Raw genomic sequence first — 15,905 nt, 5'->3', positions numbered from 1 at the left:
GAGTATGTTTGACAATAAAGTCCTGATGATTACCGGTGGGACGGGATCGTTCGGCAATACTGTCCTGAACCGTTTCTTGAATACGGACGTGAAGGAAATTATTGTATTCAGCCGCGACGAGAAGAAGCAGGAAGATATGCGGATCGCGCTAAATAATCCAAAAGTCAAGTTTTACATTGGCGATGTGCGTAATTACGATAGCATTAATCGCGCAATGGAGGGTGTCGACTTCGTGTTTCACGCCGCGGCATTGAAGCAAGTGCCATCGTGCGAGTTTTATCCGATGGAAGCCGTGCGCACCAATGTTCTCGGCACCGAGAACGTGATTAATGCCGCGATCGATAACAATGTCAGACGCGTGGTCGTGCTGAGTACCGACAAGGCCGTGTACCCCATTAACGCAATGGGTATTTCGAAAGCAATGGCCGAAAAGGTGATGATCGCCCGTTCCCGCACTATCCGAGAGGGCGGCACCGTGTTGTGTGCGACCCGTTATGGAAATGTCATGGCTTCGCGTGGGTCGGTAATTCCGCTTTTTGTCGAGAAAATCAAGGGAGGCACTCCTTTGACGGTGACCGATCCCAAAATGACGCGCTTCCTGATGTCGTTGGAGGACTCCGTTGATTTGGTGTTGCATGCATTCGAGCACGGTCAGCAGGGAGATCTTTTTGTTCAGAAGGCCCCGGCTTCGACCATCGGTGACCTTGGACATGCTTTGAAGGAACTCTTTGATCGCGACGTGCCGTTCAAGATTATCGGTACGCGCCATGGTGAGAAACTTTACGAATCGCTCGTGTCGCGCGAAGAGATGGCGAAGGCTCATGACATGGGTAAGTATTATCGTATCCCTGCCGATAACCGTGATCTGAACTACGATAAATTTATTCTCGAAGGTCAGCCGGAAGCGAATGATGTTGACGATTACACCTCGCACAACACCGAACAGCTTTCGATTCCCCAGATCCGCGAGCTTCTGATGACGCTGCAGTATATTCGTGACGAATTAAAAGGTTGGACCTGATTCAATACGTTCCGGTTTGTTGCTTTATTAATATCGCCGAAAAATGCATAAAAGCGTAATTCCTATCGTTATTCTACATCGAAACGAGTTCGAAAGTCTGTTTTCGATGCTTGATTCGATTGATGTGACGACAAAAATTCCATATCGGATTTTCGTGGTGGACAACGCGTCGAGTGTCGCCGATCGTGAAACGCAGTTTCAGCGCCTCGCTCATACGCCAAATCTGACGCTTATCAGGTCTCGCAGAAACAATTGGGTTTTGGGCTTCAACGAGGCGTTGCATCATGCGGAATGGCCGAAAGATGCGCCATATTATGTTTTTTCGGACGCCGATATCGTAGTTCCTGCGCAGGTTAAAGGAGCCGAATGCTGGTTGAGTTATCTGGTTCAGCAGATGGAAAATCATGCCTGTATCGGAAAGTTGGGTATATCTTTGCGCACCGACGATATCGACAATCCGGTGTTGAAGGAATCTGTCAGCCGACAAAAGCAGCGTTTCCTGAGGAATCCACGTATTGGCAGCAATATCATCGCTCCGGTCGACACCACGCTCGCGATTTATCGCACGGACTTCTTCCTCGGGCGAGCATTTGGGTTTAATGTCGGACACGCAAGCCTGACGCGTCCACACTATTACACGTGTCGCACGGCCCCCGAGGTGGAGGCCGTGCATCTGGGCTGGTATCAGAAATCGAGTTTACCCATCGATGGCGTCTTGTTGTCCGAAAAGATCCGTTGTTTTGCCAAATTCGGCGGATATATAGAACCTGAGGTACTTCAGCGTTGTCGCAGTGTCGATCGTATTTTCTATAAGATAGTGCGTCCCTTATCTCTTTTGTTTTGGGGTAGCAATGTCATATTTTCGAATCTACGTTATCTAATTTCGAAGTTTCCGAGAAATGTTAACGTATTGCAAGCAGCGTGCAGGTAACGATATGGCTTTAGTTTCAGTTGTTATACCGACAAAGAACCGCGCTCAGTATGCTCGTTGGACTATCAATGCCTGTCTGAAGTTGGGGGACCAGTGCGAGGTCGTAGTCGCGGATAGTGCTGCCGACGACAGCCTGCTCAACACTTTGCGGGAGCATGGCCTATTTGATAAGATCGTCTACGTTCGTACGAGTCCTGATTTTTCCGTCGTCGATAATTTTAACGAAGCGATTCGTCATGCCAGCGGTCAATTTGTAACCTGTGTTGGTGACGACGATATTGTCACCTCTGCCGTCATGGATGTCGCAAATTATGCGCTGTGGGCCGATGTCGAAGCGGTCACGTTCTCATTTCCTTTGACTTATTGGTGGCCCGATTTTGTGCACCGTCGTCGCGGCACCTTCGATTCGGCGACCATCGGGGCGGGCGCGTTTGCCGGTGCCATTAAACAGCTTGATCCGCGGCGCGAACTGAAGCGGGCTGCAGCGAAGCTTGGCACTGGACCGCAAAATATGCCTCGTATTTATGCCGGTCTGATCAGACGCTCTCTGCTGGAAAGGATCGAACAAAAATATGGGACACTGTTTGGTGGTGTCAGCCCTGACGTCTATAGTTCCACCTTGTTGGCGTGTGAATGTCGATCGTTGATTCATGTTGACTACCCGGTGATTGTGCCTGGCCTGTCTGGCGGTAGTACTTCCGGCACAAGTTCCAACGGAACCCATCTCGGAAAGCTGAGAGAAAACAGCCATATTGCTCCATTTCGCAATTTGATCTGGGATGAACGCGTTCCGGAATACTATTCGGTTCCGACGGTTTGGTCGTTCTCTATGTTGAAAGCACTTGAGCGAACCGACAAGGTCGATCTGGCGAATTTTTTCAATCTCTATCTTAAATGTGCACTTTACACACGGGGCTACGGAAAAGACATCAGAGGTCCTTTTAAAGCCTACATTCGCCGACGTAATCTTGGAATGATTGTCGATGTTGCGAAATCGGCTTTAGCAGAAGCGGGCTACGTGTTCGGGGCTGTTTGGCGACGCATCAGCGAGCGCATGTCGGGTTCGCAATTTATCCGCTATGATTCTTTCGAAAACTCCAAAGAGGCTGCCGATCGGATCGAGCAAATCATTGCGGAGCGCCCATTCGCCGGCGCGGAAAGCGTGACTCGTATGTTCCCGGTTGACTCGAACGTCTGATCCATGGAAATCGTATCGGTCGTTCTGTATCCCGTCATCCTGTTGTTGCCTTTTGCACTTTATGTGCTGGCGCCTTGGGCTTGGGAGCGGCACAAGTTCCTTTTCTACGTCTCAGGATATTTACCGGTCGCGATCCTCGCAGCAATGCGCGGTAATGTAGGAACTGATACTGAAAACTACCGTCAGGCGTTCGAGATATTCAGCTTGGCGGATTATAATCCGCTGTCGGTCGATCCGATTTTTGGCGTACTATTCGCGGTTACCAAAGTAATCGGATTTGGTTTTAATGGTTTCGCTTTTATCCATGTCTCGCTTTGTCTGCTACTTTATTCATTTGGCGCGTCCAAAATCGATCGTACGCTCCCTTTGTTTGGATTGCTGCTGCTGCCGATTCTGTTCATCGATGCCACCTTCAATGGCTTGCGTTACGGACTTGCGTTTGCAATTGCGACCGTGGCAATGCACTATTTCGTAAATTCTTCATCAAGATTTCGTGTGGGCTATTTGTTGCCACCTATTTCAGCGCACAGCAGTCTGCTCGTATTGATTTTTCTCGCACCAAGTGTGATTGTTTTCGCGTTGCCTTTCTTGTTGCTGCTTAACGTTCAGGACCTGCTCTACTTTTCGTATTTTGCTGGGAAGTCCGAATCATACTCGGACTTTGCTCGCCCGGGTGTTTTCTCGGGCGTCATGCCATTGTTCCAGTTCATGATGCTGTTATTGATAAGTAGAATCAACCGCATTCCTTTTCGACTCGGCGTCAATTTGAGAACACTTGGCCTACTGGTTTTCGCCGCCGGCCTCGTTACCAGTGCGGTATCGTATGCCGGCTTGCGCGTCCTGCAATTGGGTGTGTTTATCATGACGATTTTTGTGGCGCAAAATTTGACAACGTATAGACAGCGCACTATTACGACGTTGTTGATATTAACCGGATTGCTTAGCGTCGCCAATTTTCTGCGACAGGTTTTTTTCGTCGGACCGGAGGGTGGTGTTGTGTTCTACCCTTACGAGTTTTTTTAAGAAATTTCAACCTTATAAAATTCATCCTGTGGACCGCGCCGCTTATTTAAATAAACAAATCGACGTCGAGCATCATGTCGTTTTCTCGATCGTCAGCCATGGCCAACTCCAGTTGATCAAGAACCTGCTATGCGACCTCCGTAGGCTTAATTTCTTGAATCTCACCATCATTCTTACGATCAATATTCCCGAGGATGAGAGTTGTCTTGCTGAATTCACCGATTTATCTCTTGTTACCATTAGAAATTCTCAGGCCAAGGGTTTTGGTGAAAACCATAATCAAGCTTTCGAACAGGTGAGTTGCGCGTACTTCGTCATCGTCAATCCGGATATTCGGTTGCAAGACTTTTCGATGGATCTTATGTTTGCGCCTTTCGTGAGTCCGACGGTCGGCGCTGTGGCGCCGAAGGTATTGTCGCCGGGTGGCGGCATGGAGGACAGCGTCAGGCATTATCCGACAATCGGCAGGCTACTGAAGCGCGTGGTATTGCGTCGGCGAGAAGCGGACTATGTTATTCCGAATCAACTGCTGCAAGTTGATTGGGCCGCTGGAATGTTTGTCATGTTTCGCAGCAGAGCGTTCGAGGCAGTTGGCGGTTTCGATACCCGCTATTTCATGTATATGGAAGATGCTGACGTGTGCCGACGCCTGAAACTGAACGGTTGGCAAACGATCTTGCAACCTACAACTTCCGTAATCCACGACGCCCAACGTGCAAGCCGGAAGAGCTTGCGACACCTTCGTTGGCACTTGGCTAGTGCGATTCGATTCCTCTGCTTGTCGCCTAAGCAGACTTCGTCCGCTGAACGCCGCGAAAGCGTATCCGTTTGATTGTCGCGGCTCATATATCATGCGCAATTAGGTGCTGACATTTCAGCTTGCGTCGGCCGCTTGACCGATGAATTTTCAATACTTCGATTAAACATTTGATTAAGATATTAAAAAAATCTCTGCAATTCAGCTGGGTTGCCCTGGGCGCCGCGAATTCTTTCGGCGCCACCCCAACTTTGCAGGGACAGTCGGGATATATCAACATGCCAAGCGCTTTTGTCGAGGCTGACGGTACCGTCAGCGTCGGGCTTGGCCATGATAAGCCATACGACAGCTTTTGGGTTACTGCGACGCTTTTGCCGTACCTGCAAATAACGGGCCGCTATGTTGGTATCAGTAACATTGCAGGATTCACAAATGTCGCCGGTGGCTATGGCAGTAATTACGGCCGCTATAAGGATAAGGTCATCGATGGCAAACTGATGCTTTGGCAAGAAGGCCGGTATTTGCCGTCGGTCGCTGTTGGCAAAACCGATATATTTGGAACGGAATTATTTGCGGGCAAGTACGTTGTCGCGACTAAAACGTTCGGCGCCGCGCGCAATGTCGAGGCCACCATCGGGATGGGAAAGAGTCGTCCAACGGGTGCATTCGCGGGCATTCGCTGGGCACCCGTCGCTGTACCTGGATGGGCATTTGTTGGCGAGTACGACGCCACCGATTATAAAAACGACTTTCGAGCAAGTGAGTCAGGCGCCGATAAGCATAAAAAGGGGCCCGCGGTCGCTGTGGAATATCGTTGGGGTTGGTTAGGCGCCCAAATCGCCCGCCAACGCGATCACTTCAGTGCGAACGCCTACCTCAGCATTCCGTTCGACGAACGCGAGTTCATCCCAAAACTGTATGAGCCGGCCCCATTCGATCCCAAGAAGGCGCCGCCACGAGTCGGCATCGACGAGTGGCAACTACATGCCAGCCATGGTGCTGAATTGGTGCAAGCACTCGTCAGGCAGGATTTCAAGAATGTCCGCGTGACGTTCGAAGATAATACGCTCAAGCTGTCGCTGACTAATAGCCGCATCTCGAACATGGGCCGTGCGGTGGGACGTGCCGTCCGCACAGCGCTCGCGTTTGCGCCGCGGGGTACGCGCGCGATCCAGGTGACATACACGAAGCTGGAGCAGTCCATAGTAACTTATGAGTTTATTGACCTTCAGCGGCTTACAGATTACCTCACCGGACTGGTCAATCGCGAGGACTTTCTGCAGACGGTTAATGTGCGCTATGCGCGGCCCAGCGATCAGATCGGCGAGGAACAGCAAGGCTTACTGGCAGCAATTGGAGACGAGGGCAGCCTTCATGTCCAGGTTGGTCAGGATGGCAACACGGTGCAGTTGGCCTCGGAAGATCGCGAGGCCAACCGGTTCAAAGTCATCCCTAAGGTATCGTTCTTCTTCAACGATCCGAGCGGAGCGTTGCGCTACGAATTGTGGGCCGCAGCCAATTATGACCGGCGCCTGGCGCAGGGCCTGTACCTGAACAGTGACCTCAAGCTGGACTTGTTCGAGAACGTCTCGGGAGTCACGCAGCCATCCAACAGTCTGTTGCCGCATGTGCGCACTGACATTGCCGACTATAAGCGGGGTGGCCGCTTCAAGCTTAATCGTCTCATGCTTAACCAGTACATGATGCCAGCCGAGCGTGTCTATGCACGCGTGTCCGGGGGGCTGTACGAGGAAATGTACCGCGGTGTCGGGGGACAAATACTGTACCTGCCCAAGGACAGTCGTTGGGCGGCGGACATGTCCATCGACGCCCTGCAGCAGCGTGGCGTCAAGGGATGGTTCGACAAGCGCGACTACCAGACCGTGACCGGCTTCGCGGCCCTGCATTACAAGCTTCCATACGATGTCACGGCGACGGCGCGCGCAGGCCGCTTCCTTGCAAAGGATAATGGTGTGCGCCTCGAGTTCAAGCGTCGTTTCCCGTCCGGTGTCGAGATCGGTATTTGGTACACCAGGACCAACGGTCGCGATATCACCAATCCGGGCACACCGTCGAATCCGTACAACGACAAGGGCGTGTTCCTGTCGGTGCCGTTGAATGTCATGCTGCCACTTGACTCCCAGGCCTCGGCCGGCATCGCCTTGTCGCCCTGGACACGCGACGTCGGCCAGATGGTCGCCGGCCCGGGTGACCTGTACGATCTGGTCGAGCAGCCGCGCCGCGACATGAACACGTTCGACGGCCTCGGCAATTTCGCCGAACGTCGCGACGAACAGAACCTGCCCGCCGTGAATCCGCCCGTCGAGGCGATGCCGAACCCGTGGCCCCTGTTCCGCATGCGCGTAGAACAGTCCGTCAAGACGACGCCAACACTGCCGCAATGGGGCAATGGGCTCGTCGTTGGCGGCGGTGCGATCCTGGCCGGCGCCTTGCTCGACAAGCCGGTTGACCGCTTCATGAAGAAGCATGCGGGATCAAGCGTCACGCGTGCCTGGAACAATATCGGCAAGGCCGTGCCCGTCGTTTTGGCCGGCAGTGCCGCGAGTGCGGTTGCATTCGGCGATGCGCGCATGCAAAACATTGGTATCATCTCGCTGGAATCGATCGCGGGTGCCGCGGCTTTGTCGATCGCGACCAAGCATGTCGTCGGGCGAGCGCGGCCGAGCGAAGGGCTGGGGCAGTGGAGCAGGACGGCGGACCGTTCGAACGCATCGTTCCCATCCAACCACGCCACCGTGGCGTTCGCGGCGGTGACGCCGTTCGCTCAAGAATACGACGCGCCATGGCTGTACGGCCTGGCTGCCGCGAGTTCGCTGGGCCGTACGGCGGGCCGTCAGCACTGGGTGTCCGACGTCGTCGCCGGCGGCGTGCTCGGCATGGCAGTCGGCGGCTGGTTGTGGCAGGCCCAGCGCACGGATACTCGTTCGAATTTTGCGGTGACGCCGGGTGCGAAATCCGTCGGCGTGGCTTGGTTCGGGACTTATTGATATTTGAAATCGGGATCGTGCGGCACCGCCGGATTCTCGGACCGGCGGACTGGCCCGGTTCGACTGGCCGCCGCGCGTCATCCGTCAACAGGAGAATGAATAGATGATTTTGACGACAGGCGGCGCCGGCTTTATCGGCAGTAATTTCGTGCTGGACTGGTGCGCCCTGGCCGACGAGCCGGTCATCAACCTCGACAAGCTGACCTATGCCGGCAACCTCGAGAACCTGGCGAGCCTGCGCGACAATCCGCGGCATATCTTCGTGCATGGCGACATCGGCGACGTGGACCTCGTGCGCCGTCTGCTGCAGGAACACCAGCCACGCGCCGTCGTGAACTTCGCGGCCGAGAGCCATGTGGACCGCAGCATCCACGGCCCGGGCGAATTCATCGAAACGAATATCGTCGGCACCTTCCACCTGCTCGAAGCCGTGCGCGAATACTGGGGCGCGCTGCCGGACGATCGCAAGGCCGCGTTCCGCTTCCTGCACGTGTCCACCGACGAGGTCTACGGCTCCCTCGGCAAGGATGATCCCGCTTTCCGCGAAACGAACCGTTACGAGCCGAACAGCCCGTATTCCGCCAGCAAGGCGGCCAGCGACCACCTCGTGCGCGCCTATCACCACACGTACGGCTTGCCGGTGCTGACCACCAATTGCTCCAACAACTATGGTCCTTATCACTTCCCGGAAAAGCTGATCCCGCTGTGCATCCACAATGCACTGGCAGGCAAGCCGCTGCCGATCTATGGCGACGGCCAGCAGATCCGCGACTGGCTGTACGTGAAGGACCATTGCTCGGCCATCCGCCGCGTGCTCGAGGCGGGCCAGTTGGGCGAAGTCTACAACGTCGGCGGCTGGAACGAGAAGGCGAACCTCGACGTCGTGCGCACCCTGTGCGCGATCCTCGACGAACTGAGCCCGCGTGCGGACGGCCAGTCGTACGCGACCCAGATCACGTTCGTGACGGACCGTCCCGGCCATGACCGCCGCTATGCGATCGACGCAACCAAGCTCGAGCGCGAATTGGGCTGGAAGCCAGCCGAGACCTTCGAGACGGGCATCCGCAAGACGGTGCAGTGGTATCTCGACAACCAGGAATGGGTCCAGAACGTGACGAGCGGCAGCTACCGCGCCTGGGTCGGCCAACAATACGGAGCCTGAATGAAAATTCTTCTGACAGGCAAGAACGGCCAGCTCGGCTTCGAACTGCAGCGCGCGCTGGCGCCGCTCGGCGAGGTCGTCGCCGTCGGCACGCAGGATTGCAACCTGGCCGACGCCGACGCGCTGCGCGAACTCGTGCGCCGCGTGGCGCCGGACGTCATCGTCAACCCGGCGGCCTACACGGCCGTCGACAAGGCCGAGTCCGACGAGGCGACGGCCCGTGCCGTCAACGCCGTCGCCCCGGCAATCCTCGGCGAGGAGGGCGCGAAGCTCGGCGCGCTCGTGATCCATTATTCGACCGATTATGTGTTCGACGGCACGAAGCAGGGCGCCTACACGGAACGCGACGCACCGGCGCCGCAGAGCGTCTATGGCCGTACCAAGCTCGAAGGCGAGCAGGGTCTGGCGGCCGCCAATCCGCGCCACCTGATCCTGCGCACGAGCTGGGTCGTGGGTGCGCACGGCGGCAATTTTGCCAAGACGATGCTGCGGCTCGCGGGTGAGCGCGAGAAGCTCACCGTCGTCGCGGACCAGTTCGGCGCGCCGACTCCGGCCGCGCTGCTGGCCGACGTCAGCGCCCACCTCGTGCGCGAGCACGCGCGCGCGGGCGGCACCGGCTTCCCCTACGGTACGTACCACGTGGCGGCTGGCGGCGAGACGAGCTGGCACGGCTACGCGCAATTCGTGATCGGCGAGGCGCTGGCGGCCGGCAAGCCGCTGAAGGCGACCGTCGATGCGGTCGCGCCGCTGGCTACCGAGCAGTATCCGACGCCGGCCAAACGGCCCCTCAATTCGCGGCTCGACACGGCCCGCTTCCGCACGACGTTCGGGTTGCGCCTGCCGCCCTGGCAAGACGGTGTGCGTCACGTGCTCCAGCAAATTTTTTAAGAGACAGCCATGGCCAACAATCGCAAAGGCATCATCCTCGCCGGTGGCTCGGGAACCCGGTTGTACCCAGTCACCCAGGCCGTCAGCAAGCAATTGATGCCGGTGTACGACAAGCCGATGATCTACTATCCGCTCAGCACGCTGATGCTGAGCGGCATCCGCGACGTGCTCATCATCAGCACGCCGCAGGACACGCCGCGCTTCGCCGAGCTGCTTGGCGACGGCAGCCGCTGGGGCATGAACATCCAGTATGCCGTGCAGCCCTCGCCGGACGGCCTGGCCCAGGCCTTCATCATCGGCAAGGATTTCGTCGGCAACGATCCGAGTGCGCTCGTCCTCGGCGACAATATCTTCTACGGCCATGACCTGGTCCGGCAACTGCACAGCGCCAACGAGCGCACGGACAGCGCCACCGTATTCGCCTACCACGTGCACGACCCGGAACGCTACGGCGTCGTCGAGTTCGATGCGAATCAACGCGCACTGAGCATCGAGGAAAAGCCGACAGCACCCAAATCGTCGTACGCGGTGACCGGGTTGTACTTCTACGACAACGACGTCTGCAACGTGGCGGCCGACATCAAGCCGTCGGCGCGCGGCGAACTGGAGATCACGGACGTCAACCGCTGCTATCTCGAGCGCGGCAAGCTGAACGTCGAGATCATGGGCCGCGGCTTTGCCTGGCTCGATACCGGCACACACGACAGCCTTCTCGAAGCTGCCAGCTTCATCGCCACGCTGCAAAAACGCCAAGGGCTGCAGGTCGCGTGTCCGGAAGAAATCGCATATCGCCAAGGCTGGATCGATGCCGCCGACCTGCAGAAACTTGCGGCGCCGCTGGCCAAGAATGGCTACGGTAGCTACCTTTTAAACCTGTTGAAATAATCCGAGTGCTATGCCTTTTACCGTTACCCCGACCGCCATTCCCGATGTGCTTGTGCTGGCACCGAAAGTCTTCGGCGATGCGCGCGGCTTCTTTTACGAAAGCTTCAATGCGCGCGATTTTGCGCAAGCCACCGGCGTCGACGCCCAGTTCGTGCAGGACAATCACAGCAAGTCGGCCAAGGGCGTTTTGCGCGGGTTGCATTACCAGATCCAGCATCCGCAGGGCAAGCTCGTGCGGGTGGTGCAGGGTAGCGTGTTCGACGTGGCCGTCGACCTCCGCAAGTCGTCGCCGACCTTCGGGCGGTGGGTGGGGGTTGAGTTGAGCGCGGAAAACTGCCTGCAACTGTGGGTCCCGCCCGGATTCGCACATGGTTTCGTGGTGCTGAGCGAATCGGCCGAGTTCCTTTACAAGACCACGGATTACTGGTATCCGGAGCATGAGCGGAGCTTGTCGTGGAACGATCCGGCCATCGGCATCGAGTGGCCCATCGATGCGCCGCCGCAACTCGCGGCCAAGGACCAGGCCGGCAAGCTTCTCGCACAGGCCGAGGTATTCGACTGATCGCCTGAGCGTATGAACAAAAAAAACGGCCGCTGATGATGCGGCCGTTTTTTTTGCAACTGTCGGCAACGGAACGCGCAAGCGTCCCGATCGCGATCAGTGGTGGGTCGTGGTCGAGTGATCGGTGGTCGAACCGTTGTCCGAAGCGGCGACAGCCACAGCGGCAACTGCCGCGCCGATCGCTACCACGGTGCCGACCGACAGACCGGCGATTGCGGACGTAGCGGCGAAGCCGGTACCTGCAGCGGCGGTGCCCGCGGTGCCTGCGGCGGTGCCGGTGGCGGCGCCAGTGGAGGTGGCGGTACCTGCGGTGCCGCCGGTTTGGCCTGCGGTGGCGCCGGCTTCCTGAGCGAATGCCTGAGCCGACAGCATGCTCAGAATAGCGGTCGTGACGAGGAGTTTCTTCATTTCGTATCCTTTGTTCAATTAACGGGGCACCTGCACAGCGCAATGTTCCTAGCCAATTATATAGCAATTAAACATTGCTCTGATTCATCAGATGCCAACTTAAACCCAGCTCAGCCTAAAATGTGATCTTTTTTCGACATAAGCAATTTGCAATTTTGACAGATAGCGCACGACATTCCTACCAATTTTACCGGTTTTTGTTGCGTGTTCACATATGCATTGCGTCGAGAAAATGCGTCAGGGAAGTGATATGCAGCCTGTTTCCCCTCCTTCTTCTTTCCTAGCCGCGCGGCAACATCTGGAATAATGCCAGCCTGAACAACGTAGCTGTCGTCAGGACGGCGGACACCGGAGCGCAGGAATGGCAGAAGACAGCGACGCAGAACGGACCGAACCAGCGTCAGAGAAACGGCTGAGGCAGGCGCGCGAAGACGGCGACATTCCCCGCTCGCGCGAAGTGGCCACCTTCACCGTGCTGATGACGGCGGGCGCCGGGTTGTGGATGATGGGCGGCGGTATCGTCAACAAGCTGTCGACCGTGCTGGAGCGCGGGCTGTCGCTCGACCGCGAGCAGATCTACAACCCCAACGTCCTCATCGAGCGCATCGCGGCGGACGTCGGCGGCGTGCTGCTGGCCTGCCTGCCGCTGGCGGGCGCCATCATGCTGATGATGCTGGCGTCGCCCATGCTGATCGGCGGCTGGAACTTCAGCGCCAAGGCGTTTACGCCGAATTTCGGCAAGCTCAATCCGATGCGCGGCCTGGGGAATATGGTGTCGACCAATGCCCTCGTCGAGCTGCTGAAGGCCGTCGCCAAGACCCTGCTGGTCGGCGCGGTGGCGTGGTTCGTCGTGCTGAGCCAGAAGGATGCCGTGATCGGCCTCGTCGCCGAACCGTTCGGCACGGCCGCGCCGCACCTGGGCGGCCTGCTCGCCAAGGCGTTCCTGACGATGGTCGGCGCCTTGGGCGCCATCGCCATCCTCGACGGTCCGTACCAGATGTGGCATTACGCCGACAAGCTCAAGATGACGCGCCAGGAAGTCATCCAGGAATCGAAGGAATCGGACGGCAATCCCCAGATCAAGGGCAAGATTCGCCAGTTGCAACGCCAGATGGCGCAGAAACGCATGATGGCCAACGTCCCGACCGCCGACGTCGTCGTCACCAACCCGACCCACTTCGCCGTCGCGCTGAAGTATGGGGAAGGGCAGCGGGGCGCGCCGCGCGTCGTCGCCAAGGGTACCGACGAGGTCGCGGCCAGGATCCGCGAGATCGCCAAGGAAAACAAGGTCGCCATGCTGGAAGCCCCGGCGCTGGCGCGTGCGCTGTACAAGCACACCGATATCGACGACGAGATCCCGGAAGCCCTGTACTCGGCCGTGGCCGAAGTGCTGGCCTATGTCTACCAGTTGCGTGCCTACGGCAAGGGCACTCTCGACCAGTATCCGGACCGTCCGACCAGGCTGCCGGTGCCGCCGGAGATGGACCCGTTCAATCCGGCGTCGCAAAAAGCTGGCAAGCCGCATTGACCGCAATGCCAGCATATTGCATGCATCCGCGTGCGCGCGTGCGCCCACCCCACGAAATGCGCGGCTTTTTCCCGTCTACTTGCTGCATAGTTTCCGTCAGGCATCAGCAATAATGTCGTATCCCGGCCGGCTTGCCGCGCCTACGCATCGACACTGAATGACGGAGCATCAATGAACGGTTTCAAACTGCCGGCCTGGCTGAAGAAGATCGGTTCCCGCGGCAACGCGCTGGCCGCGCCGATCCTGATCATCCTGCTGCTGGCAATGATGATCCTGCCGCTGCCGGCATTCGCGCTCGACCTGTTCTTCAGCTTCAACATCGCGATGTCCGTGATCGTGCTGCTGACCGCGCTGTACACGATCAAGCCGCTCGATTTCATGGCGTTCCCGGCCGTGCTGCTGGTGACGACGATGCTGCGTCTGTCCCTGAACGTGGCGTCGACCCGCGTCGTGCTGACCGAGGGCCATACGGGCGGCGCCGCGGCGGGCAAGGTGATCGAAGCGTTTGGTCACTTCCTGATCGGCGGCAACTACACGGTCGGTCTCGTCGTCTTCATCATTCTCACCATCATCAACTTCACCGTCGTCACCAAGGGCGCGGGCCGTATCGCCGAGGTGGGCGCACGCTTCGCCCTGGACGCGATGCCCGGCAAGCAGATGGCGATCGATGCCGACCTGAACGCCGGCCTGATCGGCGAACAGGACGCCAAGGCCCGCCGTTCCGAAGTGGCGCAGGAAGCCGAGTTCTACGGCGCGATGGACGGTGCGTCGAAATACGTGCGCGGCGACGCGGTGGCCGGCATCCTGGTCACCGTGATCAACGTCGTCGGCGGCCTGATCGTGGGCATGGTCCAGCACGACATGGGGTTTGCCGACGCCATCAAGAATTACACGCTGCTGGCCATCGGTGACGGCCTCGTCGCGCAGATCCCGTCGCTGATCATCTCGATCGCGGCCGGTATGGTCGTCTCGCGCGTGGCCAGCGACAAGGACGTCGGCAGCCAGGTCGTCAGCCAGCTGTTCGCGAAACCAGAAGTGCTGTACATCACCGGCGGCATCCTGGGCGGCATGGGCCTGATCCCGGGCATGCCGAACCTCGTGTTCCTGCTGCTGGGCAGCTCGCTGTTCGGCGGCGCCTATCTGCTCGAAAAGCGTCGTAAAAACATGCCCCCGGAAGAATTGCAGGGCGCGCCCGGCGGTGCGGGACCGGCGGGTACGCCGGGCGGCGCCGCGGCCGCCACCACGCCGGCCGAGCAGGAAGAAGCGAGCTGGCAGGACGTCCTGCCGGTCGATACCCTCGGCCTCGAAGTGGGCTACCGCCTGATTCCGCTCGTCGACAAGGGGCAGAATGGCGAACTGCTGAAGCGCATCAAGGGCATCCGCAAGAAATTCGCGCAGGAAGTCGGTTTCCTGGCGCCGCCCGTGCACATCCGCGACAACCTGGAGCTGAAGCCGTCGGCCTACCGCATCACCCTCAAGGGCGTGGAAGTGGGCAGCGGCGAGGCGATGAATGGCCAATACCTGGCGATCAACCCGGGCATGGCGAGCGGCACGCTGCCGGGCCTCGTGACGACGGATCCCGCATTCGGCCTGCCGGCCATCTGGATCGACGCCAGCCTGAAGGACGATGCGCAGAGCATGGGCTATACCGTCGTCGACGCCGGCACCGTCATCGCCACCCACCTGAACCACCTGATCACGACGCACGCGTCGGAACTGCTGGGCCGGATGGAAGTGCAGGCGTTGCTCGATCACCTGGCCAAGGATGCGCCCAAGCTGGTCGAGGACCTGGTGCCCAAGGTCGTGTCCCTGTCGACCCTGCAGAAAGTGTTGCAGAACCTGCTGCAGGAAGGCGTGCACATCCGCGACATGCGCACGATCATCGAGACGCTGTCCGAGCATGGCGGCGCGACCAACGATCCGAACGACCTGACGTCGCTGGTGCGCGTCGCGCTGGGCCGCGCCATCGTGCAGCAGCTATTCCCGGGCACCAACGAGCTGTCCGTGATGACCCTGGACAATCGTCTCGAACGCCTGCTCGTGCAGGCCCTGAACGCCGGCGGCGACGGCACGGGTATCGAACCCGGCCTGGCCGACACCATCGTCCAGCAGGCCGCCAACGCGGCACAGCAGCAGGAAGCGATGGGGCTGACGCCCGTGCTGCTCGTGCCGGGACCGCTGCGCACCTTGCTGTCGCGCTTCCTGCGCCGGGCGCTGCCGCAGCTCAAGGTGTTGTCGCATTCCGAGATTCCGGAATCGAAAACCATCCGTGTGACGAGCCTCGTTGGTGCGGCCTGATGCCGTCATCGAGCGATGATTTCGGCACCTAGCAGCCGTGGTGGCGCCTATTCATTAATTGTTGAAAAGCAGCCGCGAGACTCAATCGCGCTGGCGTATGTTATAGATAGATTGCCTGTCAGAAAGGCACGAAACGCAGATTTTTGCCCCCACGACATACCTCTGGTTGTTGCGCCGCAACGGACCAACGCACTGTATGTTAAAAGTCAATTTGTAATATTGATTCGTGATAACAT

The 15,905-nt window shown here is 58.2% G+C and carries 13 protein-coding genes; 12 read left to right on the top strand and 1 reads right to left on the bottom strand.

What is annotated here, in order from left to right; all coding sequences use genetic code 11:
- The first annotated feature begins 4 nt into the window (after positions 1-4).
- The 10 genes from U9J41_RS19205 (at position 5) to rfbC (ending at position 11,435) form a co-directional block, all read left to right on the top strand.
- Positions 5-1,021 carry a polysaccharide biosynthesis protein gene (locus U9J41_RS19205; protein ID WP_322403768.1) on the top strand — a complete coding sequence of 339 codons (1,017 nt, stop codon included), beginning with the start codon at positions 5-7 and terminating at the stop codon, positions 1,019-1,021.
- A gap of 43 nt (positions 1,022-1,064) precedes the next feature.
- Positions 1,065-1,952, top strand: a complete 888-nt coding sequence (locus tag U9J41_RS19200; RefSeq protein WP_322403767.1) for a glycosyltransferase family 2 protein — start codon at positions 1,065-1,067, stop codon at positions 1,950-1,952.
- 4 nt (positions 1,953-1,956) lie between these two features.
- Positions 1,957-3,150 (top strand): glycosyltransferase family 2 protein, encoded by a 1,194-nt coding sequence (locus U9J41_RS19195; protein ID WP_322403766.1) that lies wholly within the window; start codon positions 1,957-1,959, stop codon positions 3,148-3,150.
- A gap of 3 nt (positions 3,151-3,153) precedes the next feature.
- Entirely contained in the window at positions 3,154-4,173 is a 1,020-nt protein-coding gene (locus U9J41_RS19190; protein WP_322403765.1) for an EpsG family protein, read from the top strand.
- Between the two features lie 154 nt (positions 4,174-4,327).
- Positions 4,328-5,005: a glycosyltransferase family 2 protein gene (locus U9J41_RS19185; RefSeq protein ID WP_322403764.1), complete on the top strand. Its 678-nt coding sequence runs from the start codon at positions 4,328-4,330 to the stop codon at positions 5,003-5,005.
- A gap of 95 nt (positions 5,006-5,100) precedes the next feature.
- A complete protein-coding gene (locus tag U9J41_RS19180; protein ID WP_322403763.1) occupies positions 5,101-7,938 on the top strand; it encodes a YjbH domain-containing protein in 2,838 nt (945 codons plus the stop codon).
- 103 nt (positions 7,939-8,041) lie between these two features.
- Positions 8,042-9,100, top strand: a complete 1,059-nt coding sequence (rfbB, locus tag U9J41_RS19175; RefSeq protein WP_322403762.1) for a dTDP-glucose 4,6-dehydratase — start codon at positions 8,042-8,044, stop codon at positions 9,098-9,100.
- On the top strand, positions 9,101-9,988 hold the full coding sequence (gene rfbD, locus U9J41_RS19170; protein WP_322403761.1) for a dTDP-4-dehydrorhamnose reductase: 888 nt from the start codon (positions 9,101-9,103) through the stop codon (positions 9,986-9,988).
- A 9-nt stretch (positions 9,989-9,997) separates the two neighbouring features.
- On the top strand, positions 9,998-10,873 hold the full coding sequence (gene rfbA, locus U9J41_RS19165) for a glucose-1-phosphate thymidylyltransferase RfbA (protein ID WP_322403760.1): 876 nt from the start codon (positions 9,998-10,000) through the stop codon (positions 10,871-10,873).
- 10 nt (positions 10,874-10,883) lie between these two features.
- Positions 10,884-11,435: a dTDP-4-dehydrorhamnose 3,5-epimerase gene (rfbC, locus tag U9J41_RS19160; protein WP_322403759.1), complete on the top strand. Its 552-nt coding sequence runs from the start codon at positions 10,884-10,886 to the stop codon at positions 11,433-11,435.
- A 96-nt stretch (positions 11,436-11,531) separates the two neighbouring features.
- Here rfbC and U9J41_RS19155 read toward each other — a convergent pair whose 3' ends face one another.
- Complete coding sequence (locus tag U9J41_RS19155; protein ID WP_322403758.1) at positions 11,532-11,843, bottom strand: hypothetical protein; 312 nt, start codon at positions 11,841-11,843, stop codon at positions 11,532-11,534.
- A gap of 361 nt (positions 11,844-12,204) precedes the next feature.
- Here U9J41_RS19155 and flhB point away from each other — a divergent pair, with 361 nt between their 5' ends.
- On the top strand, positions 12,205-13,371 hold the full coding sequence (flhB, locus tag U9J41_RS19150) for a flagellar biosynthesis protein FlhB (protein WP_322403757.1): 1,167 nt from the start codon (positions 12,205-12,207) through the stop codon (positions 13,369-13,371).
- 171 nt (positions 13,372-13,542) lie between these two features.
- Positions 13,543-15,669: a flagellar biosynthesis protein FlhA gene (gene flhA, locus U9J41_RS19145; protein WP_322403756.1), complete on the top strand. Its 2,127-nt coding sequence runs from the start codon at positions 13,543-13,545 to the stop codon at positions 15,667-15,669.
- Positions 15,670-15,905 lie beyond the last annotated feature (236 nt).

The organism is Massilia luteola (assembly GCF_034420155.1).
GTDB lineage: Bacteria > Pseudomonadota > Gammaproteobacteria > Burkholderiales > Burkholderiaceae_D > Telluria > Telluria luteola.
Note: the sequence above shows the minus strand (reverse complement) of the source record. Positions and strands in the feature narration are given on the sequence as shown.

Excerpts from the sequence above, each read along its gene's own strand:
- U9J41_RS19205 (WP_322403768.1), top strand. The coding sequence starts at position 5 with ATGTTTGACAATAAAGTCCTGATGATTACCGGTGGGACGGGATCGTTC.
- rfbD (WP_322403761.1), top strand. The coding sequence starts at position 9,101 with ATGAAAATTCTTCTGACAGGCAAGAACGGCCAGCTCGGCTTCGAACTG.
- rfbC (WP_322403759.1), top strand. The coding sequence starts at position 10,884 with ATGCCTTTTACCGTTACCCCGACCGCCATTCCCGATGTGCTTGTGCTG.
- rfbB (WP_322403762.1), top strand. The coding sequence starts at position 8,042 with ATGATTTTGACGACAGGCGGCGCCGGCTTTATCGGCAGTAATTTCGTG.
- U9J41_RS19155 (WP_322403758.1), bottom strand. The coding sequence starts at position 11,843 with ATGAAGAAACTCCTCGTCACGACCGCTATTCTGAGCATGCTGTCGGCT.
- flhA (WP_322403756.1), top strand. The coding sequence starts at position 13,543 with ATGAACGGTTTCAAACTGCCGGCCTGGCTGAAGAAGATCGGTTCCCGC.
- rfbA (WP_322403760.1), top strand. The coding sequence starts at position 9,998 with ATGGCCAACAATCGCAAAGGCATCATCCTCGCCGGTGGCTCGGGAACC.
- U9J41_RS19190 (WP_322403765.1), top strand. The coding sequence starts at position 3,154 with ATGGAAATCGTATCGGTCGTTCTGTATCCCGTCATCCTGTTGTTGCCT.
- U9J41_RS19200 (WP_322403767.1), top strand. The coding sequence starts at position 1,065 with ATGCATAAAAGCGTAATTCCTATCGTTATTCTACATCGAAACGAGTTC.
- U9J41_RS19195 (WP_322403766.1), top strand. The coding sequence starts at position 1,957 with ATGGCTTTAGTTTCAGTTGTTATACCGACAAAGAACCGCGCTCAGTAT.
- flhB (WP_322403757.1), top strand. The coding sequence starts at position 12,205 with ATGGCAGAAGACAGCGACGCAGAACGGACCGAACCAGCGTCAGAGAAA.